22 protein-coding genes and 1 pseudogene are annotated in these 20,820 nt (G+C 60.1%); 9 read left to right on the top strand and 14 right to left on the bottom strand.

Annotation, left to right across the window (positions count from 1 at the left end; all coding sequences use genetic code 11):
• The first annotated feature begins 10 nt into the window (after positions 1–10).
• The 3 genes from ACIPIN_RS15460 to ACIPIN_RS15450 are packed head-to-tail and all read left to right on the top strand — an operon-like array spanning position 11 to position 1,749.
• Positions 11–382 (top strand): YcfL family protein, encoded by a 372-nt coding sequence (locus ACIPIN_RS15460; RefSeq protein ID WP_054594595.1) that lies wholly within the window; start codon positions 11–13, stop codon positions 380–382.
• A 32-nt stretch (positions 383–414) separates the two neighbouring features.
• Positions 415–1,002 (top strand): penicillin-binding protein activator LpoB, encoded by a 588-nt coding sequence (gene lpoB / locus ACIPIN_RS15455; protein WP_071552841.1) that lies wholly within the window; start codon positions 415–417, stop codon positions 1,000–1,002.
• 3 nt (positions 1,003–1,005) lie between these two features.
• A complete protein-coding gene (locus tag ACIPIN_RS15450; RefSeq protein WP_401119968.1) occupies positions 1,006–1,749 on the top strand; it encodes a penicillin-binding protein activator LpoB in 744 nt (247 codons plus the stop codon).
• Between the two features lie 63 nt (positions 1,750–1,812).
• Here ACIPIN_RS15450 and ACIPIN_RS15445 read toward each other — a convergent pair whose 3' ends face one another.
• A complete protein-coding gene (locus tag ACIPIN_RS15445; RefSeq protein ID WP_401119967.1) occupies positions 1,813–2,445 on the bottom strand; it encodes a LysE family transporter in 633 nt (210 codons plus the stop codon).
• Between the two features lie 186 nt (positions 2,446–2,631).
• Positions 2,632–4,542 carry an ATP-binding cassette domain-containing protein gene (locus ACIPIN_RS15440; RefSeq protein WP_401119966.1) on the bottom strand — a complete coding sequence of 637 codons (1,911 nt, stop codon included), beginning with the start codon at positions 4,540–4,542 and terminating at the stop codon, positions 2,632–2,634.
• Between the two features lie 50 nt (positions 4,543–4,592).
• Between ACIPIN_RS15440 and ACIPIN_RS15435 the strand changes: the two genes are divergently transcribed.
• Positions 4,593–5,057 carry a TIGR02444 family protein gene (locus ACIPIN_RS15435; protein WP_401119965.1) on the top strand — a complete coding sequence of 155 codons (465 nt, stop codon included), beginning with the start codon at positions 4,593–4,595 and terminating at the stop codon, positions 5,055–5,057.
• Here ACIPIN_RS15435 and ACIPIN_RS15430 read toward each other — a convergent pair.
• Entirely contained in the window at positions 5,054–6,025 is a 972-nt protein-coding gene (locus tag ACIPIN_RS15430; protein WP_401119963.1) for an AlgP family protein, read from the bottom strand. The genes ACIPIN_RS15435 and ACIPIN_RS15430 overlap by 4 nt on opposite strands.
• 192 nt (positions 6,026–6,217) lie before the next feature.
• Here ACIPIN_RS15430 and ACIPIN_RS15425 point away from each other — a divergent pair, with 192 nt between their 5' ends.
• Positions 6,218–6,883 (top strand): FKBP-type peptidyl-prolyl cis-trans isomerase, encoded by a 666-nt coding sequence (locus ACIPIN_RS15425; protein ID WP_401119962.1) that lies wholly within the window; start codon positions 6,218–6,220, stop codon positions 6,881–6,883.
• Positions 6,884–6,952: 69 nt separating this feature from the next.
• Here ACIPIN_RS15425 and rsd read toward each other — a convergent pair whose 3' ends face one another.
• The 8 genes and pseudogenes from rsd to ACIPIN_RS15385 form a co-directional block, all read right to left on the bottom strand.
• Positions 6,953–7,411 carry a sigma D regulator gene (gene rsd, locus ACIPIN_RS15420; RefSeq protein ID WP_401119960.1) on the bottom strand — a complete coding sequence of 153 codons (459 nt, stop codon included), beginning with the start codon at positions 7,409–7,411 and terminating at the stop codon, positions 6,953–6,955.
• Positions 7,412–7,592: 181 nt separating this feature from the next.
• Positions 7,593–8,141 carry a disulfide bond formation protein B gene (locus tag ACIPIN_RS15415; protein ID WP_401119958.1) on the bottom strand — a complete coding sequence of 183 codons (549 nt, stop codon included), beginning with the start codon at positions 8,139–8,141 and terminating at the stop codon, positions 7,593–7,595.
• A 230-nt stretch (positions 8,142–8,371) separates the two neighbouring features.
• Positions 8,372–9,610 (bottom strand): heme biosynthesis protein HemY, encoded by a 1,239-nt coding sequence (locus ACIPIN_RS15410; RefSeq protein ID WP_401119957.1) that lies wholly within the window; start codon positions 9,608–9,610, stop codon positions 8,372–8,374.
• On the bottom strand, positions 9,607–10,743 hold the full coding sequence (locus tag ACIPIN_RS15405; protein ID WP_401119955.1) for a uroporphyrinogen-III C-methyltransferase: 1,137 nt from the start codon (positions 10,741–10,743) through the stop codon (positions 9,607–9,609). The genes ACIPIN_RS15410 and ACIPIN_RS15405 overlap by 4 nt, the downstream gene beginning before the upstream one ends.
• Before the next feature lie 16 nt (positions 10,744–10,759).
• Positions 10,760–11,524 (bottom strand): uroporphyrinogen-III synthase, encoded by a 765-nt coding sequence (locus ACIPIN_RS15400; protein WP_401119953.1) that lies wholly within the window; start codon positions 11,522–11,524, stop codon positions 10,760–10,762.
• Complete coding sequence (gene hemC, locus ACIPIN_RS15395) at positions 11,521–12,462, bottom strand: hydroxymethylbilane synthase (protein ID WP_401119952.1); 942 nt, start codon at positions 12,460–12,462, stop codon at positions 11,521–11,523. Before hemC ends, ACIPIN_RS15400 begins: the two co-directional genes overlap by 4 nt.
• 138 nt (positions 12,463–12,600) lie before the next feature.
• Complete coding sequence (locus ACIPIN_RS15390; protein ID WP_401119951.1) at positions 12,601–13,347, bottom strand: LytR/AlgR family response regulator transcription factor; 747 nt, start codon at positions 13,345–13,347, stop codon at positions 12,601–12,603.
• A pseudogene (locus tag ACIPIN_RS15385) lies at positions 13,344–13,709 on the bottom strand (sensor histidine kinase); the annotation flags it as partial. The gene ACIPIN_RS15390 and the pseudogene ACIPIN_RS15385, both read right to left, overlap by 4 nt.
• Positions 13,710–13,855: 146 nt before the next feature.
• Between ACIPIN_RS15385 and argH the strand changes: the two are divergent.
• Positions 13,856–15,250 (top strand): argininosuccinate lyase, encoded by a 1,395-nt coding sequence (gene argH, locus ACIPIN_RS15380; RefSeq protein WP_401119949.1) that lies wholly within the window; start codon positions 13,856–13,858, stop codon positions 15,248–15,250.
• A gap of 126 nt (positions 15,251–15,376) precedes the next feature.
• On the opposite strand, the gene ACIPIN_RS15375 is transcribed toward argH, so the two are convergent.
• Positions 15,377–16,036: a glutathione S-transferase family protein gene (locus ACIPIN_RS15375; protein ID WP_401119948.1), complete on the bottom strand. Its 660-nt coding sequence runs from the start codon at positions 16,034–16,036 to the stop codon at positions 15,377–15,379.
• Between the two features lie 122 nt (positions 16,037–16,158).
• On the opposite strand from ACIPIN_RS15375, the gene ACIPIN_RS15370 reads away from it, so the two are divergent.
• The 3 genes from ACIPIN_RS15370 (at position 16,159) to ACIPIN_RS15360 (ending at position 19,920) form a co-directional block, all read left to right on the top strand.
• Entirely contained in the window at positions 16,159–16,458 is a 300-nt protein-coding gene (locus ACIPIN_RS15370) for a hypothetical protein (RefSeq protein ID WP_401119947.1), read from the top strand.
• Positions 16,459–16,640: 182 nt separating this feature from the next.
• Positions 16,641–16,886, top strand: a complete 246-nt coding sequence (locus ACIPIN_RS15365) for a TIGR02647 family protein (protein WP_071552824.1) — start codon at positions 16,641–16,643, stop codon at positions 16,884–16,886.
• A 184-nt stretch (positions 16,887–17,070) separates the two neighbouring features.
• On the top strand, positions 17,071–19,920 hold the full coding sequence (locus tag ACIPIN_RS15360; RefSeq protein WP_401119945.1) for a class I adenylate cyclase: 2,850 nt from the start codon (positions 17,071–17,073) through the stop codon (positions 19,918–19,920).
• Positions 19,921–19,933: 13 nt separating this feature from the next.
• Here ACIPIN_RS15360 and rnk read toward each other — a convergent pair whose 3' ends face one another.
• A complete protein-coding gene (gene rnk / locus ACIPIN_RS15355) occupies positions 19,934–20,344 on the bottom strand; it encodes a nucleoside diphosphate kinase regulator (protein ID WP_071552822.1) in 411 nt (136 codons plus the stop codon).
• A gap of 251 nt (positions 20,345–20,595) precedes the next feature.
• Positions 20,596–20,820 (bottom strand): DUF1289 domain-containing protein, encoded by a 225-nt coding sequence (locus tag ACIPIN_RS15350; protein WP_401119944.1) that lies wholly within the window; start codon positions 20,818–20,820, stop codon positions 20,596–20,598.

The following is a 20,820-nucleotide window of genomic DNA, read 5'->3' as shown; positions in this document are numbered from 1 at the left end:
GAGCTTCTCCATGCGTTTCAAACTGATTGCTGTCGCCGCCCTGGCTCTGCTGGCCGGTTGCGCCACTCCGCCGCCCCCTGCGCCTGGCAGTGCCGCGAGCAAAGTCGTGGTGATGAACAAATTCAACAACATCGCCATCGGCGCGATGCGGGTAGCCCGTGAAAACGGCTTCCTGACCGTCAAGGTCGCGCTGAACAACACCAGCCACACCAACATGACGATGTACTACCGCTTCGTCTGGCTGGGCGACGACGGCTTCCCGGTGGCCGATGAAGAAAGCTGGAAAACCTTGAACCTGTATGCCGCGCAGGCCACGTTCCTGCCGGCCATTGCGCCAGTGCCCAAGGCCACCGACTTCCGCCTTGAAGTCAAAACCCCTTAAGCCCCCCTATTTCGTGACAGAGAGACATTCCCATGTTTGTACGCTTTTCGTTCCTCGCCGTGGTCGCCCTTCTGGCCAGTGGCTGCGCCAACAACTCGCCGGTTCTGGGCGGGAAAAACATCGGTTACGGCGACAGCAAGGCTGTTGAGCTGGTGACCAACGAGTTCGGTTCCACTGACCTGCAGATGATTGCAGAGTCCATGACCCGCTCCCTGGCCCAATCCGGCATCTTGCAGGGCCGCCCGGTCGTGCAGGTCTACGACGTGAAGAACAAGACCAGCGAATACATCGATACCCGCGAAATCACCACCAGCATCAAGACTCAGCTGATGAAGTCCGGCACCGCCCGTTTTGCCAGCGACAACACCGCGATGCAGAGCCAGGTCGACCAGCTCAAGCTGCAAAACCAGAGCGGCCTGTACAAGAAAGGCACCGTGGCCAAGACCGGCAACATGGTCGCTGCCAAATACCGTCTTGAAGGTTCGATCAGCTCGATCGTCAAGCGCAGCAGCGACTACAAGGACGTTTTCTACAAGTTCAGCCTGCAACTGATCGACGTTGAAAGCGGTCTGGCCGAGTGGATGGACGAGAAAGAGATCCGCAAAACCACGGAGCGTTAAGCAATGCGTGCATGGATTGGCATCATGGCCCTGGCCTGCGCGTTTGGCGCGCAGGCGGCCCCGAAAATCGCGGTCACCGACCTCGCCTATCAAGAGCGGGTGGAGCAGTACATCCACATCGTTTCAGCGCAGAGCAACATGCAGGCGAGCATGTACAACGCCAGTGGTTCGTCGAGCTACAACGAGATCGAGGCCAGCAGCAGCTATATCGAGCAAGGCGAGCTTCGCAAGTTCACCGGCGACATCAAGGGCGAGATTCTCAAGTCCGGGATGTTCCAGCTGGTGCAAGGCACGCCGCACACTGCCAAGTCCAAGGAAGACGTCTACGACGTGATCAAGCGGATCAAGGCCGGTAACTACAAGGGCGCCGACTATGTGTTGTTCGGCACCCTGTCGGATATCGACTTCACCCGCGACATCACCTCGCTGGCCAACACCGACAGCTATTCGGCGATTCTCGGCCTGAGCCTGACGGCGGACTTCAGCCTGATCAACACCCGGACCTTCGAAATCACCTCGGCATTCACCGCCATGGGTGACGGTCAGGACACCAAACTGGTGAACGGCGAAGACGTCAAAGTCTCGCTGAACCGCCCACGGGTGGTGCGTGACGTGTCCAAGTCGCTGGGTGAGGACGTGGCCCGTCAGTTGAGCGAACAACTCGGTCGCGGCGCTCAGCAACAGCCGGGGCAAGCGCCAATGCGCAATAACCTGCCGCAGGATACGGCGCCGGTTATTCTGCGCTGAGCAACCTGCGCGGGAACGAAAAAGGCGACCTTTTGAGGTCGCCTTTTTTGTGCCTTACGGGTTTTACACCGCGGCTCTACGAATGGTCGCCAGCAGCCCGGCGGCACCAATGAACAGTCCGGCAAACGTGCGGTTCATCCGTCGTTGTTGCTTGGGTGTGCGCAGCAGTCGCAGAACCTTGGAAGCGAGACCGGTGTAGCCGGCCATCACGATCAGGTCGACGCAGATCATGGTTACACCCAGGATCAGGTACTGCGCCACCAGCGGCGCGTGTGGGTCGATGAACTGCGGCAGCACCGCAAGCATGAACACCAACGCCTTGGGGTTGCTGACATTCACCAGGAAACCGCGAAACACCAGCGCCAGCGGTTTGCCGATCGGCCGAATGGCCGCGTCATCGTTCATGTTGCTGGGCAGTGCGCGCCATTGCTTGACCGCCAGATACACCAGGTATGCCACGCCAAACCATTTGATCGCGTAGAAAGCCGTGGCCGACGTGGCGAGGATTGCGCCCACACCGGCGGCGACAATCGCAATCTGCATCGCCAGCCCCAGTTGCAGGCCAAGGGCGTTCCAGTAGCCGCGCCAGAAACCATACTGCAAACCGCAGGACATCGACGCAATGGCGCCGGCGCCCGGGGAAAGACTGATCACCCAACAGGCGGCAAAAAACGCCAGCCATGTCTCAAGCACCATCGCACACCTCGACTCAGACTCGTTATAGACGTCTAAGCTAATGCGCTGGCTTGTGAATGACTATCGATTTTTTGCAGAAAAATGGCCCTGCCGACCAGCGTTACCGGCAGTCCGGCTACTTTTCGAAGCCGCTCGACAACACGTCGTTGCCGCGCCAGCGTCGTACCGAGCGCTGGCAGGCCTCTATCAGGACAGCGCTTCCAGCTCTGCCTGCATGCTTTCGAGCAGCTCCAGGGCTTCCATCCAGGTTTCTTCAAGCTCGGCTTCGCGAACTTTCAGCTTGGCCTGTTCGGCCAGCAGATCACGCAGCTCATCCTTGCGCGCGGCTTCGTAGACGGCACTGTCGCCGAGGCTGGTTTCGATCTTCGCCAGCTTCTCGTGCAACTTGCCCAACTCGGCTTCGAGCTTGTCGGCTTCGCGCTTGTGCGGTGCCAGTTGCTGCCGCAACGCAGCAGCGGCCTGACGCTGGGCTTTCTTGTCGGTCTTGTCCGGGTTGACCGGTGAGTTGTTCACCGGCGCATTGCGCTGGCGATAATCGACCAGCCAACGGGCGTAGTCTTCCAGATCGCCATCGAACTCTTCGACCTTGCCATCAGCCACCAGGAAAAAGTTATCCGTGGTGCTTTTGAGCAGATGACGGTCGTGAGAGACCACCAGCACCGCGCCACTGAATTCTTGCAAGGCCATGGTCAGCGCTAGGCGCATTTCCAGGTCCAGGTGGTTGGTCGGTTCATCGAGCAGCAACAAGTTCGGCCGGTCCCAGGCGATCAACGCCAGTGCCAGTCGGGCCTTTTCGCCGCCGGAGAAATTCAGCACCGGCTCGTCGATCCGCGCACCACGGAAGTCGAAACCACCGAGGAAGTCGCGCAGGGTCTGCTCACGTTCGGTCGGCGCCAGACGCTGCAAGTGCAGCAACGGGCTGGCCTTGGAATCCAGCGAGTCCAGCTGATGCTGGGCGAAGTAACCGACGACAGTGTTCTCGCCACGGGTCAGTCGGCCCGACAACGGCTCGAGTTCACCGGCGAGGTTTTTGATCAGCGTCGATTTACCCGCACCGTTGGGGCCGAGCAAACCGATCCGCGCGCCGGGAGTCAGTTGCAGCTTGACCTTCTCCAGCACGGCTCTCTCGCCGTAACCCAAACGGGCATCGGAGAGGTCGATCAACGGGCTGGAAATTTTCACCGACTCGCGGAAGACGAAGTCGAACGGCGAATCGACGTGGGCCGCGGACAACTCTTCCATCCGCTCCAGCGCCTTGATCCGGCTCTGGGCCTGACGGGCCTTGGTGGCCTGGGCCTTGAAGCGGGCGATGTAGCTTTCCATGTGCGCACGTTGCGCCTGTTGCTTCTCGTAGGCCTGTTGTTGCTGGGCCAGGCGTTCGGCACGGGCACGCTCAAACGCCGAGTAGCCACCGCGATAGAGGGTAATCTTGCGCTGATCGACGTGAGCCACGTGATCGACCACGGCGTCGAGGAAGTCGCGGTCGTGGGAAATCAGCAGCAGGGTGCCGGGGTAGCTCTTGAGCCACTCTTCCAGCCAGATAATCGCGTCGAGGTCCAAGTGGTTGGTCGGTTCGTCGAGCAACAACAGGTCCGACGGGCACATCAGCGCCTGCGCCAGGTTCAGGCGCATCCGCCAGCCACCGGAGAAATCTCCGACCTGACGATCCATCTGTTCGTTGGTGAAGCCCAGGCCTGCGAGCAACTTGCGCGCCCGGGCGTCGGCGGTGTACCCGTCGGCGCTGTCGAGCTCTGCGTGCAGACGGGCCTGAGCAGCACCGTCATGGGCCGCTTCGGCTGCGGCGAGGTCGCGTTGCACCTCGCGCAGACGCAGGTCACCATCGAGCACATAGTCGACCGCGATGCGATCGAGGGTGTCGATCTCTTGGCGCATGTGGGCGATGCGCCAGTCGGCCGGCAAGAAGCAGTCACCCGAGTCCGGGTGCAGGTCACCCAGAAGCAAGGCGAACAGGCTCGATTTGCCGGCGCCGTTGGCACCGATCAGGCCGGCTTTGTGACCGGCGTGCAGGGTCAGCTCGGCGTCTTCTAGCAGACGTTGCGGGCCACGTTGTAAAGTCAGGTTCTGAAGTCGAATCATAATGGCGGCGGAGTCTACCAGCTTCGCTCGCAACTGGCGCGAGTAGCACTATGTCCTCTGACCTGTGGAGCTTTTCCCTCACCCTCTACACCCGACCGGGTGTTGAAGAAGCCTGCCTGAAGCTGCAAGCAGCCGGGGCCAACGTTTGCCTGCTGTTGTGCGCAGCCTGGCTTGGACAGCGCGGCGTAAGATGCAATGCGCAACGCCTGCAACAACTCCAGCACCTGGCCGGGCCGTGGCATACGGAAGTCGTGCAACCGCTTCGACAGCTGCGTACGCAGTGGAAGGCCGCTGCCCTCGCCGACGAGGAACTGAACACGTTACGAGCGCAAGTCAAAGCTCTGGAGCTGGAAGCGGAGCGGCAACTGTTGTTGCGCCTTGAGAATGCGGCGCGAGCATGGCCGCAGGGTCAAGCCGAAGACTTGGCCGTGTGGCTGGAAGGATTGGCGGCGAGCGCCGCCAACCTGAACCGCGACGCGCTGCATCAGCTGCGCGTCGCGGTGACCGACACTTAGGAAGCGCTGGTCGGGGTGCTGGTAGTACTTGCAGCAGCTGCCGGTGCCGGCGAAGCGGCTGGAGCTGGCGATGCAGCCGGTGCCGGCGTCGCTGGTTTGGCGGCCGCTGGTGCGGTTGCCGGTTTTGCAGCCACTGGTTTGGCGGCAGCAGGTTTTGCCACGACTGGCTTTTTCACCGCTGGCTTGGGAGCAGCAGGCTTGGCAGCGACGGCTGGTTTAGTGGCAGGCTTGGCCGGCGCTTTGGCAGCTGCGGGTTTGGCGGCTGGTTTGGCGGCTGGTTTTGCAGCAGCCGGTTTCGCCGCGGCGGTTTTTGCTGCTGGTTTGGCAGCAGGTTTGGCTGCGGCGGTTTTCGCTACTGCAGGTTTTGCGGCCGGTTTGGCGGCGGCAGTTTTAGCAACAGGTTTTGCTGCTGGTTTGGCCACAGCAGATTTGGCAGCCGGTTTAGCGGCGCTGGCAGCGACTGGTTTCTTCACTGCAGGTTTGGCTGCTGCTTTCGCTGGAGCCTTGGCAGCTACCGGTTTGGCAGCCGGTTTTTTCGCGGCACCAGCACTGGTGGCTGGCTTGGCCGAACGCAGGGTCAGCGTTTTGCCGACAGCCTCTTTCACGCGACCAATACCCTGGGCCAGTTTCAGGCTTTCCTGGGCATCGCGCTTGAGTTGCAGAATGTAGCCACGCGTCTCGGACTGACGATCCTTGAGCGCATCAAGCAGATCTTCAAGTTCTTGTACCGCATCTTTAGCCTTGGCTTGTGCCTTGGCTTTGCCGGCCGCCGCAGCGTCCTGCAATTTGGTGCGAGATTTGTGCAGTTTTTCCTGTGCTTTTCCGCGCTGCTTTTCCAGTTTGGCGAGCAGTTTTTCAGCATCAGCCAAGGCTTGGGAACAAGCGTTTTCCAAATGCTCGAGCAAGCTGCCCGAAAGCTGATGGAGTAGGTGCAACGGAGTATTTACAGGCTTCTTATTGGCCGACATGGTTTACCTCCTGGCTGACGTGAGTGCGGCTCATACTAGACCTCTGCTGCTACCGCCGCTAGGGCATGTTGACAGTATCGATTGCTGTGCGTTGCACCGAATTGAAAATGTTCTGCGCGCACTTCAAAGCAGTTCACCGTTCACGGCATTCTCACTGGCATAATCCTCCGCATCTCAGGCGGGAGAGTGCCCATGTCGCGTTACCTTTTTTTACCCTTGTGCGTGTTTTTTTCGTTGGCTCAAGCCGCGGAAAAAGCCACGGAAAATGACGCCCATGACCTCGCCTACAGCTTGGGTGCAAGTCTGGGTGAACGTCTGCGCCAAGAGGTTCCCGATCTGCAGATTCAGGCACTGGTCGAAGGCTTGCAGCAGGCCTATCAAGGCAAGCCACTGGCGCTGAAAGATCAGCAGATCGAAAAAATCCTGGCCGAGCACGAAGCGCAAATTGCCGAGCAGCCAGCAATACCGCAAAGCGAAGTTGCTCTGGACAAGGAACAACGCTTCCTGACGGCCGAGAAGGCAAAACCCGGGGTTCGCGAACTGGCGGATGGCATCCTGCTGACCGAACTGGTCGCAGGCAACGGAGCCAAGGCCGGACCTGGTGGCAAGGTGCAGGTTCGCTACATTGGCAAGCTGCCTGATGGCACGGTGTTCGATCAGAACAGTCAGGCGCAATGGTTCAGCCTCGACAGCGTGATCAGTGGCTGGCGCAGTGCACTGCAACAGATGCCGGTAGGTGCGAAATGGCGGCTGGTGATTCCATCCGCGCAAGCCTACGGTGCCGATGGCGCGGGGGACCTGATCGCGCCGTTCACACCTCTGGTGTTTGAAATCGAATTACTCGGCGCGGCTGGCTGAGCAATCGCCCAAACGAAAAACGGTGCGCAGAGCGCACCGTTTCAGGGATCACTTACAACAAGGGGAAACTCAGGCTTGTTCTGGAGTTTCTTCCTTGTGAGCCGTGTGCAGCACTTCGATCAGGCAATCTTCGAGTTCGAAGCGCTCGTGCAACAGACCACCGAGCTCCTGGAATTTCTCGGCAACGCACTTGCCTTGATCGCAGAGATCGTTGAAAGCCAGCAGCTTCTCGGTGATCACATCGATGCGCGGGTAAATGGTTTCGGCCAATTCAAGCCCGCGCGTGTCACCGAACGCCTTGGCTTCACCCGTCAGCTGTTCGTAGATTTCGAAGTGGCCGGCAGAGACGTAATCGACCAGGACACCACAGAACTCCTGCAACGGCTTGCGGTTTTCGCCCAGAGCCTCAGGCTTGGCGCCGAGAGCATCATAGGCTCGAACCAGTTCGTGACGCTCCTGCAACCAACGATCGATCAGCAGATGCACTCCACCCCAGCGTTCCTGAGCATTCTGACAACTTTCGAGCATGGTGATCTCTCTTCCCTTATGGGTAATGCCGCCCGCACTCGCCGCAAGACTTGAAGATCAAGATTTGGCCAGGCAGAGCATCATCGAGCAACATAATTCCAATGATACGTGCGGGCCAGATTATGCCCGCACGACAACAGCTTCAAGGTACGCACGAGATAAAGTTCATACAAGTGTTTAATCACCCGCCCTGCCCCCCGTGCGATGACTCGCCGCTGGGCGGTCGCTGATACGCGTACCAGGCCAGTCGCAAGATCTGATAAGCCCCGAGAATTGTCACTCCGACAAAAAACAACAGACTCCACTCGGGGATACTCAGGTCGAACAGCGTCCAGGAAATTTCCGCGCAGTCAGCAGTTCCATTGAATACCCGCTCCACAACACGCAACCCGGGCATGTTTGCGAACAGACCTTCCAGGCTGGTAGAGCACCCCGACACCTGTTGAGCCGGATCGCTTTGCAATACCACCTGGCGCCACGCCGTCACCATCCCCGCCAGGCTGCTGAACAGGCTGAGCAACCAATACAGTAAACAGCCCAGGCGCCTGGGCCCGTGCAGCGCGGCAACCAGGCAGACGCTTGTGAACAGGGCCAGAAAAAACCGCTGCAACAGGCACAGCCCGCATGGCTTGAGCCCGATTGCGTATTCCAGATAGTACGAAGCGCCCAAGGCCAGGGCACCCGCGATGAAGGCCATGAAAAACAATGAGCGTGTGCTGGCCAAAGACATGGCTTATCCGTAACAGAAGAGACAGGCAGTTACGGTAGAGGAAAGCCCTCTGGCCTTTCAAGGCAAGGCAGTGTGGAGACTTCGCCACAGGTGTAGGGAATTCCCGACAGAAGAGACAGGACCAAATGTAGTCTCTTGTAAGACGCTGCCTATAGCCAGCATGACAGGGAAGAATTCGCGATGTGCCAACGGCCAGGTCGCCTGCTTGTGCGACCCGGCCGCCCCGCACCTTACGCGCGCGCAGGCACCGGCAAAGGCGAGGCCAGCAGGCGCTTGTCCAGCAGGCCCAGGCCTTCCTGGAAGAGCTGATTACTACGCTCGGTATCACCCAGCTGAGCCAGCAGGCGGGCAAGCTCGGCACAGGCCTCGGGGTTACGCTGAACCCGCAGGCTGCTTTCCAGATAGTCCCGCGCCTTGCCCCACAGGCTGCTTTGCAAGCACAACCGACCCAGGGTCAGCAGCAAGCTCGGGTCACCAGGATGATCCTTCAACCAGCCCTCAGCCGTTTGCAGTTGCCGCGCCGGATCGCTGCCACGCAGCAAGCCATACAGTCGCGCCAGATGGCTGTCATATTTACGCTTGAGTGCCCCGCGCAGAACTTCCTCCGCCTCGACCTCCGCGCCCAGTTGTCGCAACTGTTCGGCATAGGCAAGCACCAGCTGCGGCTCTTGGCGCTGAGCAGACGTCAGCTGTTGCCAGGCGCGATTGAGCGCCTGCAAGCCAACGGCGCCGTCTTCCTCCCGGCGAGCGGCCAAGGTGAGGTTTTCACCCCAGGCCCGACGCTCCAGCTCCGCCAGCTCGCTGGCCGGCAGAACTTTGTCCTTGCGCAATTCCGGCAACAGGCGGATGACCGCCGACCAGTCGCCGCGCTGCTGAAGCAAACGTTGCAACTGACGCAAGACCTGGATGCTGCGAGGATGACGTTCGTGCATGGCCTGAAGGGTTGTCAGCGCACCGTCGGTATCACCACGGTCGGTCTGCAACTGCGCGTGACTCAAGGCAATCGCCAACTCGGCCTGAGGCTGACGCTCCAGCGCACGCTCCAGCAGGCTGTCACTTTCGTCATAGTGGCCCTGCTCGTTCGCCGCTCGTGCGGCCCCCAGGTAATAGAGCAGCGGCTGGCGTTCGGCTTCCGCGGCGCGATACAAGTGACGCTGAGCGCTGGCCCAACGACCTTCAGCGAGGTCCAGTTGGCCGTGCTCGATCGCCACTTGCACACGACGACTGCGGTTGCGGTTCGACCATGGGTTGACCACACCACTGGAAGTCGCCACCAACTCGATCAGCATCTTGATCCCCCACAGCACCAGCCAGATCACCGCCACCAGTGCCAGCGTCGCCCACAGGCTCGATTCGTAGCGGAAGGTCTTGTAGGCGATCAGCACGTAACCCGAGTGCTGGGCGATGGCCAGCCCCAACGCCCCGGCGGCGGTGATGAGCAAAAACACAATCACATAAAGTCGCTTCATGGGCTGGTCCCCGGCGTGGTACTCACGGCAGGTTTGGCAACTGCTTTCACCGAATCCTCGGCACTGACGTTACGCCGCTCCAGGTAAGCCTGCACCGTGCTCAGGGTGGTCGTCAGGTCAGGAGTGATGACCGTTACCGGTTGCCTGCTCAACTCGGCAACCCGCTCGATCATTGCTTTGCTTTGCGGATTGTCCTGATTGAAGCTGCCCTTGAGCACATCCCGCGCCTCAACCAGCGCCTGGGTGTACACCGGCGCCTGGCCGTTGAGCGCAGCCCATTGCGCTTGCTCAAGCGCCAGGCTCAAAGCCAGACGGACCTGAGTCAGGCTTTGCCCGGCGAGCAATGGACGGATATTTTTATCGGCGTTGAAATCGATGCGCACGTAGCGCGAGATCTGGTCCCACCATTGCGCCCAGCGACTGGCGCCATCGCCTTCGGCAGTCAGGCTCGACAGCGAATCGCGCTCATGAAATTCGGGGGCCAGTTCGCTGAGCTCGACCACTTGATCACGCAGGGCCCCCAACTGCAGGAACAACCCGGTGCGGTCCGGTTGCTCGGTACTGCGCAGTGCAGCAAGACTCTTTGCAATCTGCTCGCGGGCGGCGAAAGAGCCCGGGTCATTCTGCTCGCGGAGAATTTCATCGGCTCCTTGCACCAGCGCCTGAGCGCTGCTGATGTCCTGCAAGGCAGACAGACGCAAACTGGCCAGACGCAGCAAGTGCTCGGCCTCGGCCAAACGCCAATCCTTGCGGCTGGCGCCCAGAACCGTTTCCAGACGCTGATTCAAGCGCTGCTGGTCGCCCTGCAACTGAATCACCAGGCGTCGCCGGTCTTCCAGTTCATCGGCAGGCGGTAATTGTTCAAGCCGGGCCGTCAGACGCTGCTCATTGAGCTTGAGGCTTTGCGCCTGATCATTCAGGGCCTGCAATTGCCCCAGTTGTTGCTGGTTGTTGGCTTGCAGGCTACGCACCTGCCAGATCCCCCAACCACCAGCGGCAACACCCGCGGCGCCCAGCAACATCGCCAGGATCACCAGCCCGTTGCCGCGGCGCGGCTCAGGCTTCTTCACAGCTTCAACCGGCGCATCGAGCGCAGGCTGAACGTCATCTTTAGGCAAGGCTGTTTCGCTCACGTATCCATCCTTTGCATTAGAGAACGGGCCGGGTTTCCCGCAACGCCGTTAGCAAAGCCGTGGCACTGGCGCCACGACAATCCACAACTGTTTGGGCGCCTGCGGCCAACGCCATCTCGGCTACCCGTGGGCTCGGAACAAACAATGGCAACCGCGCCAACTCAGGCCAGGCACTGCCCGCCAATAGGCGCAGGTGCTCAAAACCCTGTCCACTGCTGACCACCAGGCCGTTCAGGCGTTCCGCATGAATCCGCTCAGGCAACGCCCCCTCGGCATACCGCGGCAAGCCGCGACGGTACAACTCCAGATAATCGACACTAGCACCTTGCTCGCGCAAACGCTCTGCGAGCAGTTCACGCCCACCCTCGCCGCGCATGATCAACACACGAGCGTCGGGCCGTGCGATAGCCTCGCGCAATTGCCTCAGTTCAAGCAATGCTTCGCTGTCATCGCCCTCATGGGGGCAGCTCACATCGAGACCGTAATCCACGAGGATCTGCGCCGTCGCCGCGCCCACGCTGAACCAGCTCTGAGTCGGCGGCTGCGGCCAATACTGACCGACCAGGTCCAGCCCGATCCGCGCTGCCGGCTTGCTCACCACAATCACCGCGCAATACTGATCCAGCGCAAGAATCATCGTCCGCTGCGCATCAGCAATCGGCAGAGGTTCAATGTCCAGCAACGGCAGGCTACTGCTGAACACCCCGGCTTCGGCCAGAACTGTCGCCAGCGCCACCGACTCATCGATTGGGCGCGTCAGCAGCAAGCGCCAGCCCGTCACTCCGGATCGGCCTCGCCGTAAACCGCACGCAGAATGTCATCGGCACCCTGTGCCAACAGGTCTTCAGCAACCTGAACCCCCAGCGCCGCTGCCGCACTTTGCGGACCGCGAGCCTCTGCAGTCAGCAGCAGACCACCCTTCGGATCACCCACCAGACCACGCAGCCAGATCTGCTCGCCTTCGAGCACCGCATAACAAGCGATCGGCACCTGACAGCCGCCGTTCAAATGCTTGTTCAGCGCACGCTCGGCAGTGACCCGCGTGGCGGTGTCCTGGTGATGCAGAGGGGCAAGCAAGGCGTGAATGTCGCTGTCAGCGCTGCGGCATTCGATACCGACCGCGCCCTGACCACCTGCTGGAAGACTGTCGTCAACGCTGATCGAAGAGGCGATGCGATTTTCGAAACCCAGGCGAATCAAACCGGCTGCCGCGAGGATGATCGCGTCGTACTCACCGGCGTCGAGCTTGGCCAGGCGCGTGTTGACGTTGCCACGCAGGAAGCGGATTTGCAGGTCCGGGCGACGGGTCAGCAGCTGTGCCTGGCGACGCAGGCTGGAAGTACCGACCACGCTGCCCTGAGGCAGTTCGTCGAGGCTGGCATAGGTGTTGGAAACGAAGGCGTCACGCGGGTCTTCACGCTCACAGATGCAAAACAGACCCAGGCCTTCGGGGAAGTCCATCGGCACGTCTTTCATCGAGTGCACGGCAATGTCGGCTTCGTTGTCGAGCAACGCGGTTTCCAGCTCTTTGACGAACAGGCCCTTGCCGCCGATTTTCGACAGTGGCGAATCGAGTAGCTTGTCGCCGCGACTGACCATAGGCACCAGCGTCACGACCAGACCCGGGTGGGTTTGTTCCAGACGAGCTTTGACGTATTCGGCCTGCCACAAGGCCAAGGCACTTTTGCGGGTAGCGATGCGGATTTCGCGAGGGGACATGGATCAATCCGTACTGAATAGATACGGCAGATAATAACAGCTCAGCCAAATCCGCTTTGACTTGTATCAGAAACAGAGCAGCCTCCCTGGCCTCACCCGCCCGGCAACGGGGAGTGAAATCCGTGTGCGAACAGCGGGCTAAAGCTGTTGCATCATCTTGCGCACACCCGCGACATGACGTCGGCTGACAATCAGCGCGTCACCGTTAAGGCCCTTGAGAAACAGCTGGAAGTGCCCGAGCGGCGTGCGCTGCAACCGCTCGATACGCTCACGTGCCACCAGTGCATTGCGGTGAATACGCACAAAGCGGTCACCAAATTCGTCTTCGAGGGCTTTCAATGGCTCGTCCAGCAGAACCTCGCCCGCTTCGTGGCGCAAGGTCACGTATTTGTGGTCGGCGATAAAATAGACCACTTGAGCCAACGGGATCAGCTCGATGCCTTTGCGGGTTCGCGCACTGATATGGCTGCGTGGGCCACTGCCGCTTTCTGCCGCCGGCCGGGTCAGCGCCGCGAGCTGAACGCGGTTGGGACGCTCGGCCTTTTTCAAGGCATCGAGCAGCAGCTCCGAACGCACCGGTTTGACTAGGTAACCCACCGCGCTGGTTTGCAGGGCGTCTATTGCAAATTCATCCTGGGCCGTACAAAACACCACCGCCGGTGGCGTCTCGCGCTCGCACAACCTTGCAGCGACTTGCAAACCGTCGAGGCCAGACATGCGGATGTCGAGCAGCACGATATCGGGCTTCAGGCTGTCGATCAGGGTCAACGCCTCATCGCCATTGGTGGCGCTGGGCTCCAGGACACTGTATCCCTCGAGCTCGCCGACCATACGGCTCAGGCGCTCGCGGGCTTGGGGTTCGTCATCAACGATCAGGACATTCATATTGCGCTGGATTCCTGCGTGAGTCTCGCACAAGGATAGCGTAGACAGGTGAAGTGACGTCCGTCACCGCGATCCACGCTAAGACTAGCGCGAGCGCCAAAAAGTGCCGCACGTCGGGTTGCAATATTTACCGGTGCCTGCGCAGTTCCGTTCGAAGCCTGCCGCGGCGTGACGTCACCGTAGGGTTTGCTGATACACAATATGAACACCCCCCTTCTTTTATAGTCGGCTTCGACGCTGACCGTAGCGCGCTTTGCAGCAATGCGGATGAGGCCCGCCACACGATCGATAATTGCGCTGACCCTCAAGTCCAACTGTAGACGTTTGCCACGACGAAAGTGCCCATTTGATAAATATCGTTGCGTAAACACAGAGGTGGCCCTTTGAGTATGGCCGGTCAAATAAGAAAAAAACGTATGGACCAGCGTCACCGACAGGATTGGCAACCCTGTTATTATCCGCAGCAGGTTTTAACGCCATCTTCCTTCAGCCGATCACGAGCGAATTCATGAGCACTGACAAGACCAATCAGTCCTGGGGCGGCCGCTTCAGTGAACCCGTCGACGCCTTCGTCGCCCGCTTCACCGCCTCCGTCACTTTCGACCAGCGCCTCTATCGTCACGACATCATGGGCTCCGTCGCCCACGCCACCATGCTGGCCAAGGTCGGCGTGCTGACCGATGCCGAGCGCGACAGCATCATCGACGGCCTGAAGAGCATTCAAAGCGAAATCGAGGCCGGCACCTTCGACTGGCGCATCGACCTTGAAGACGTGCACATGAACATCGAAGCGCGTCTGACCGACCGCATCGGCGTCACCGGCAAGAAGCTGCACACCGGCCGCAGCCGCAACGACCAGGTGGCTACCGATATCCGCCTGTGGCTGCGTGACGAGATCGACCTGATCCTCGGCGAAATCACCCGCCTGCAAAAAGGTCTGCTGGAACAGGCAGAGCGCGAATCCGGCACCATCATGCCCGGCTTCACCCACCTGCAAACCGCACAGCCCGTGACCTTCGGTCATCACATGCTGGCCTGGTTCGAAATGCTCAGCCGCGACTACGAGCGTCTGGTGGATTGCCGCAAGCGCACCAATCGCATGCCGCTCGGCAGCGCCGCACTGGCCGGTACCACGTATCCGATCGACCGCGAGCTGACTGCCCAACTGCTCGGCTTCGACGCTGTTGGCGGCAATTCGCTGGACAACGTCTCGGATCGCGACTTCGCCATCGAATTCTGCTCGGCTGCGAGCATCGCGATGATGCACCTGTCGCGCTTCTCCGAAGAGTTGGTGCTGTGGACCAGCGCGCAGTTCCAGTTCATCGATCTGCCTGACCGCTTCTGCACCGGCAGCTCGATCATGCCGCAAAAGAAAAACCCTGATGTCCCGGAACTGGTACGCGGTAAAAGCGGCCGGGTGTTCGGCGCGCTGATGGGCCTGCTGACCCTGATGAAAGGCCAGCCACTGGCCTACAACAAGGACAACCAGGAAGACAAGGAACCGCTGTTCGACGCCGCCGATACCTTGCGCGACTCGCTGCGGGCCTTTGCCGACATGATCCCGGCGATCAAGCCAAAGCACGCCATCATGCGTGAAGCGGCACTGCGCGGTTTCTCCACAGCCACCGATCTGGCGGATTATCTGGTGCGCCGCGGCCTGCCGTTCCGTGACTGCCACGAAATCGTCGGTCATGCGGTGAAGTACGGCGTGGAAACCGGCAAGGATCTGGCGGAGATGAGTCTGGAAGAACTGCGCAAGTTCAGCGATCAGATCGAGCAGGATGTGTTTGCCGTTCTGACCCTGGAAGGCTCGGTGAATGCCCGCGACCACATCGGCGGCACCGCGCCGACGCAGGTGAAGGCAGCTGTGGTTCGCGGTCAGACACTGCTGGCCAGCCGTTAATCGTTAAAAGCATCGCGGGCAAGCCTTGCTCCTACAGATTCGTGTCGTTCACGTGTTTGCGGTACGACGTAAATCCTGTAGGAGCAAGGCTTGCCCGCGATGACTGACTTCAGATCACCACAAGACCTACTTCTTGGCGGCGATCATCGCCAAAAACGCCGGCATCGCCGCGTCCTTGTCTGCCGCGATGCGTTTGGCATGCGGTGTCTGCTCCAGTTGCTCAAGCAACGCCCTGGCGGCTGGCAACTCGGCCAACAGATCCAGATCGAAGAGCTTTTTAGCGACCGCGCAGGCCGGAATGATGCTGTAGAGGAAGTACAGATCCGCCACGCTAAAACTTGCGCCTGCCACATACGGCGCGAACTTGCCATGACGCCCCAGTGACGCAATCCCCAGCAGCAGCTCGGCCTTGGCTTTTTCCTTGATCGCGTCCGGCACCGACATGCCGAAGAAGGCCTCAGCGAAACAGGCGCGAGCCGGCAGTTCGATGTACAGCTCGATTTCCTTGGCCAGCGCCAGAACCTGAGCCCGCTCGAAGGGTGTTTTGGGCAGAAGCGCAGGACCCGATTGCGTCTCTTCGAGGTACTGAAGAATCACGCTGGTCTCGTTGATGAAACCTTGCTCGACACCCAGCACCGGAACCTTGCCGCGCGGGCTGATGGCCAACGCCTCAGGGCTTTGCCCGGCGTAAAACGCTACTTCCTCAAAGGGCAGGCCCTTCTCCAGCAACGCGTGTTTGACCATGTTGTAGTAGTTGCTGACGGAAAATCCATAAAGTTTGAGCATCACATGGCCTCCAGGCCGTGCAGGGGGTTGGCAGCGACTGTTATAGAACGTCAGCGCCGCTCTCGCCAGCATCACACTGCTGAATGCAGGTAAACTGGCGACCTTTCCTTGAGGAGCCTGCCATGAGCGAGCCAATCCCCGGCACCAACAAAGACGACGACATCGACGAAGAAGAGTTCGCCGAAACCACCCTGATCGAAGCGATCGAAAACCAGATCGAAAGCGACAACCCGCCAGCGGCCAAGGCAACGTTCAACAAACTGACCCTGGTCGGTTACGAGCGTGAAGAAATCCTGCAACTGATGGCCCATGTGCTGGCCGTTGAAATCGACGCAATCCTCGAAGAAGACCGCGCGTTCAATACCCAATGGTATGAAACCGCACTGCGCGCACTGCCAGAGTTGCCGCCAGAAAAGAAGTAAATCACCAGATCAATCCGTAGGAGCAAGGCTTGCCCGCGATAGCCGCACCGCCGTCTAACAGATAAAACGCGTCATCGTTCATCGCGGGCAAGCCTTGCTCCTACAGCCAACACTGGACAGCTCGCCCGAGTGCGTTCACCTTAGGGGCGCTGTCGTCTATTCCTAGAAAGTCTGGAGTCCTTATGTCGCTTACCCCTGAGCTGGTTGCCGAACTGGAAATCCTTGCACTCTTCAACCTGGACAGTTCCCAGGAAGGTTTGAAAATCCATCAGACCGCTGCCCCGAAAGCCATTGCCGCCGCACAACGCCTGTTCGACAAAGAACTGATCACCCAGCCCGATGGCGGTTATCTGACCAGCCTGGGCCGTGACGCTGCACAAAATGTTCAGACAGTTCTGACCATTCTGTCTGTCGAAGAAACCGCATAATCGCTGCTGCATCGCCCACGGAAACCCCTGCTACGGGATTTCCGCGGGCAGACTGTCGCCCATCGATAGAAAATTGACGCCAGAATCCAAAATTCAGCTTAAAAGTCCTGAGCGTCAGGCTGTAAACTGCCCACCGCCCTGAGACCTTCCCACGTTCGAGCACTTCGAGCCGGTTTGAGCTGACATGACCCGCACCCATGAAATCCGCCCCGATCTGGACGACGGAATCGATCGCAAGGTTCTGAGCCAGTTGCGCGCGCGCTTTCTGAAGCTCAATGACGGCCGCTTGGCCAGAGCCATGGAAGGGCTGTCGCCCCGCCAACAAGGGGTTTTGACCCTGCTGCCGCTGTTCTTCCACGTCAATCACCCGCTGTTGCCAGGTTACGTCTCGGGCAGCACGCCGGCCGGGCTGTCGAGCTTCGAGCCTGACGCCACGGCGCTCGCCGAAGCGCAACGCCTGACCCGCTCCTTCTCCTACAAGCCCCGCCACGGCAATCCGCCGCGACCGATTCATGGCCTGTTCCTGATGGGTAGCCTCGGCACCCTCGCCCAGGCCGATCAGAGCGACATGGACGTGTGGGTCTGCCACGCCTCGGACTTGAGTGAAAACGAACTCGCCGAACTGCGTAAAAAGTGCCAGTTGCTGGAAGTCTGGGCCGCCAGCCAGGGCGCCGAGGCGCATTTCTTTCTGATCGACCCGCAACGTTTCGTCCGTGGCGAACGCGACAGCCAATTGAGCTCCGACAACTGCGGCACTACGCAGCACTACTTGCTGCTGGACGAGTTCTATCGCACTGCCATCTGGCTCGCCGGGCGCACGCCGATCTGGTGGCTGGTGCCGGTATACGAAGAGGCCGGTTACGATCAGTACACCCATACACTGCTATCCAAGCGCTTTATCCGCGCCGACGAAACCCTCGATCTCGGCCACCTGGCGCACATTCCGCCCGGCGAGTACATCGGGGCCGGGCTCTGGCAGTTGTTCAAAGGTATCGAGTCACCTTACAAGTCGGTGCTCAAACTGCTACTGACCGAGGTCTACGCCAGCGAACATCCGAACGTCGAATGCCTGAGCCTGCGCTTCAAGCAAGCCGTGTTCGCCAACCGCCTCGATCTGGATGAGCTCGACCCGTACATCGTGGTCTATCGGCGCATCGAGGAGTACCTCACGACTCGAGGTGAACCAGAGCGCCTGGAACTGGTTCGGCGCGCCCTATACCTCAAGGTCAATCGCAAGCTGACCGGCAACAGTGGCCAGCGCAACAAAAGCTGGCAGCGGTTGCTGCTTGAGCGGCTGGCTCAAGAATGGGGCTGGGATCATCGGCAATTGGCGATGCTCGACAGCCGCAGCCAATGGAAGGTCCGTCAGGTCAGCGCCGAACGCCGGGCCCTGGTCAACGAGCTCAACTACAGCTATCGCTTCCTGACCCAGTTCGCCCGTACCGAGCAGAGCGTCAGCCTGATCAACAAGCGCGACCTCAATGTGCTGGGCCGCAGGCTGTATGCCGCCTTCGAACGCAAGGCCGACAAGATCGAGTTCATCAACCCCGGCATCGCACCGGATCTTGCCGAAGACACACTGACCCTCGTCCAGTCAGCGAACAAGAAAGAGCGGAGGCAGACCCACTGGGGTTTGTACAATGGCAACCTGAGCAATCTGGAGTGGGAGCATTTCGCGCCGATCAAGCGCAGCCGCGAACTGTTGGAACTGCTGACCTGGTGCCACCGCAACGGCGTGATCGACAGCAGCACTCGCCTGGCCTTACACCCTGGCAACAGCGACCTGAGTGAGTTCGAGCTGTTCAACCTGCTGGGCAGCCTGCAACAGACTATCGCCCTGCCCCTGACCAGCGTCAGCGAAGAACAACTGCTGCGCGCCAGCGTGCCGAGCGAGGTGCTGATCCTGGTGAACGTTGGCGTCGACCCGCTCAAGCACCACCGCGACCTGAACATCCTGATGACCACCGAGCGCACTGACTCGCTGAGCTACGCCGGGGTGCGCGAGAACCTGGTGCTGACCCTCGATCAGGTCACGCTCAACAGCTGGAACGAAGTGCTGGTCAGCCGCTACGACGGCGCCCACGCCCTGCTCGACTGCCTGTGCGATTACCTCAACAACCTGCCGAGGGGCCCGGAGCAACCTCGACTGCGAGTGCGCTGCTTCTGCCATAACCGTGCGCAGTTCATCGCCCAACGTGTCGAAGAAATCCTCGATACCGCGCAGAACCTGCTGCTCAGCCAGCTCAATCATCGCTACCTGATTCAGGTCCAGCAGCATTACCACGTGCTGGAACTGGTGCCCGGCCAGGTCAAGCATGTCGCGCTGGCCAGCTTGCCGGCTCTGCTCGATTACCTGAGCGAAGACCTGACTCGCTACAGCCCGCTGCAACTGGACCCGATGGCGCTGGAGGATCACGACCTGGCGCTGATCCTGCCAATGGGCCAGCCCGACTGCATTCAGGTGTTCTACCGCATCCACGATGCCTACGCCGAGTTGTACGTGCTGGATGAGTTCAATGCCCTGTGGCAACAGCGCCAGCCGTATCACGACGAGCAAAGCCTGCTGGTGCCACTGCAACGCTTCCTGCAATCGATCCTGTATCGCCGTGACGCGCTGCTGCCGATGGACGCCGCCCAATCGGTGACGACGCTGGAAACCCTGTACTACCAACTGCTGCCATCCGGCACCAGCCGTGCACGCCGGGTCGAACCACGGCCGGCACCGCAGACACCGGTGAACAAGCCGTTCTACGACGTCCAGGCGATAGTCGGCAAAGCCGTACCGGGGCAAGGACAGGTCACCCTGTATTGCAATCAGCGAGAGTTTTCCGAACTGGAGAACGGCGACCAGCTATTTGCCGTGGTCGCGCAGGAGATTGTCGGGCAACGTCGCGAGACGCAACACTATCGCTGCTACATCACCGACCTGGACCTGTCCGGCCTGCTCGGTGATGGTCAGAGCTCAAGCAATCTTTACCTGCGCTACAAGGCAGACCTGGAGCGCGCATTGAACAAGGCTCTTGAACAGGTCTGAGGCCAGGGTCTATTCAGAACTTGCAGTCGCCGCCGTTCTTTGGCTGCGATTCGACTTCAAGCAGTGTCAGCTTCAGGGTCTTGCCACCCGGTGCCGGCCAATCGATGTGCTGGCCAACTTTCAGACCAAGCAATGCGCTGCCTACCGGCGCAAGAATGGAAATCCTGCCTTCGTCGGCATTCGCGTCCTGTGGATAAACCAGGGTCAGGTGATAGTCCTTGCCGCTGCTTTCTTCACGGCAATGCACACGCGAGTTCATGGTCACGACATCGGCTGGCACTTCATCGTGACCGACCAGTGTATCGGCGCGATCCAGTTCGGTTTGCAGCGCGATAACACCTGGCAGCGAGTCATCCAGGCTGTCGATCAAACGCTCCAGACGTTGCACGTCCAGGCGGGTAAGGATGATGGAAGGTGCGGTCATGATTGAGGCAGACTCCTTTTTTCTGCACGACAAAAGCAAAACCCCGCCAGAAATAGGCGGGGTTTTCACGGACCTCGATGAGTTGAGGCGTATCCGGACACTATCACAGCTCAATAAATATACAAGCCAGCACCGGACAGCCCGCACGATCCCTGTAGGAGCTGCCGAAGGCTGCGATCTTTCCGGCGTGTCGCGATTGGTGCAGAAGTCTGTAAAGGGCAAGATCAAAAGATCGCAGCCTGCGGCAGCTCCTACGGGTGGTTTGCGGCCTTGCGCTGTTGGGCCTGGGCGCAAATCACCCGGCGTCGATCATCGTCGGCAGAGCGCCATTCGCGGATATCTTCGACGTGGCGAAAACAACCGAGGCAGACTTTCTGCTCGTCCAGTCGACAAACGCTGGTGCATGGCGACGGCACAGCCGCGCTGACGTTGCTGTACAGCGGCTTTGGCGGGCGGGCAGGAGCTGCCTCGGTCAC

The organism is Pseudomonas sp. NPDC087697 (assembly GCF_044743155.1).
In the GTDB taxonomy this organism is placed as follows: Bacteria; Pseudomonadota; Gammaproteobacteria; order Pseudomonadales; family Pseudomonadaceae; genus Aquipseudomonas.
This window is presented reverse-complemented; position numbering and strand designations above follow the sequence as displayed.

Coding starts and splice junctions, on each gene's coding strand:
- ACIPIN_RS15460 (WP_054594595.1), top strand. CDS start 11: ATGCGTTTCAAACTGATTGCTGTCGCCGCCCTGGCTCTGCTGGCCGGT.
- lpoB (WP_071552841.1), top strand. CDS start 415: ATGTTTGTACGCTTTTCGTTCCTCGCCGTGGTCGCCCTTCTGGCCAGT.
- ACIPIN_RS15450 (WP_401119968.1), top strand. CDS start 1,006: ATGCGTGCATGGATTGGCATCATGGCCCTGGCCTGCGCGTTTGGCGCG.
- ACIPIN_RS15445 (WP_401119967.1), bottom strand. CDS start 2,445: ATGGTGCTTGAGACATGGCTGGCGTTTTTTGCCGCCTGTTGGGTGATC.
- ACIPIN_RS15440 (WP_401119966.1), bottom strand. CDS start 4,542: ATGATTCGACTTCAGAACCTGACTTTACAACGTGGCCCGCAACGTCTG.
- ACIPIN_RS15435 (WP_401119965.1), top strand. CDS start 4,593: ATGTCCTCTGACCTGTGGAGCTTTTCCCTCACCCTCTACACCCGACCG.
- ACIPIN_RS15430 (WP_401119963.1), bottom strand. CDS start 6,025: ATGTCGGCCAATAAGAAGCCTGTAAATACTCCGTTGCACCTACTCCAT.
- ACIPIN_RS15425 (WP_401119962.1), top strand. CDS start 6,218: ATGTCGCGTTACCTTTTTTTACCCTTGTGCGTGTTTTTTTCGTTGGCT.
- rsd (WP_401119960.1), bottom strand. CDS start 7,411: ATGCTCGAAAGTTGTCAGAATGCTCAGGAACGCTGGGGTGGAGTGCAT.
- ACIPIN_RS15415 (WP_401119958.1), bottom strand. CDS start 8,141: ATGTCTTTGGCCAGCACACGCTCATTGTTTTTCATGGCCTTCATCGCG.
- ACIPIN_RS15410 (WP_401119957.1), bottom strand. CDS start 9,610: ATGAAGCGACTTTATGTGATTGTGTTTTTGCTCATCACCGCCGCCGGG.
- hemC (WP_401119952.1), bottom strand. CDS start 12,462: ATGTCCCCTCGCGAAATCCGCATCGCTACCCGCAAAAGTGCCTTGGCC.
- ACIPIN_RS15390 (WP_401119951.1), bottom strand. CDS start 13,347: ATGAATGTCCTGATCGTTGATGACGAACCCCAAGCCCGCGAGCGCCTG.
- argH (WP_401119949.1), top strand. CDS start 13,856: ATGAGCACTGACAAGACCAATCAGTCCTGGGGCGGCCGCTTCAGTGAA.
- ACIPIN_RS15375 (WP_401119948.1), bottom strand. CDS start 16,036: ATGCTCAAACTTTATGGATTTTCCGTCAGCAACTACTACAACATGGTC.
- ACIPIN_RS15370 (WP_401119947.1), top strand. CDS start 16,159: ATGAGCGAGCCAATCCCCGGCACCAACAAAGACGACGACATCGACGAA.
- ACIPIN_RS15365 (WP_071552824.1), top strand. CDS start 16,641: ATGTCGCTTACCCCTGAGCTGGTTGCCGAACTGGAAATCCTTGCACTC.
- ACIPIN_RS15360 (WP_401119945.1), top strand. CDS start 17,071: ATGACCCGCACCCATGAAATCCGCCCCGATCTGGACGACGGAATCGAT.
- rnk (WP_071552822.1), bottom strand. CDS start 20,344: ATGACCGCACCTTCCATCATCCTTACCCGCCTGGACGTGCAACGTCTG.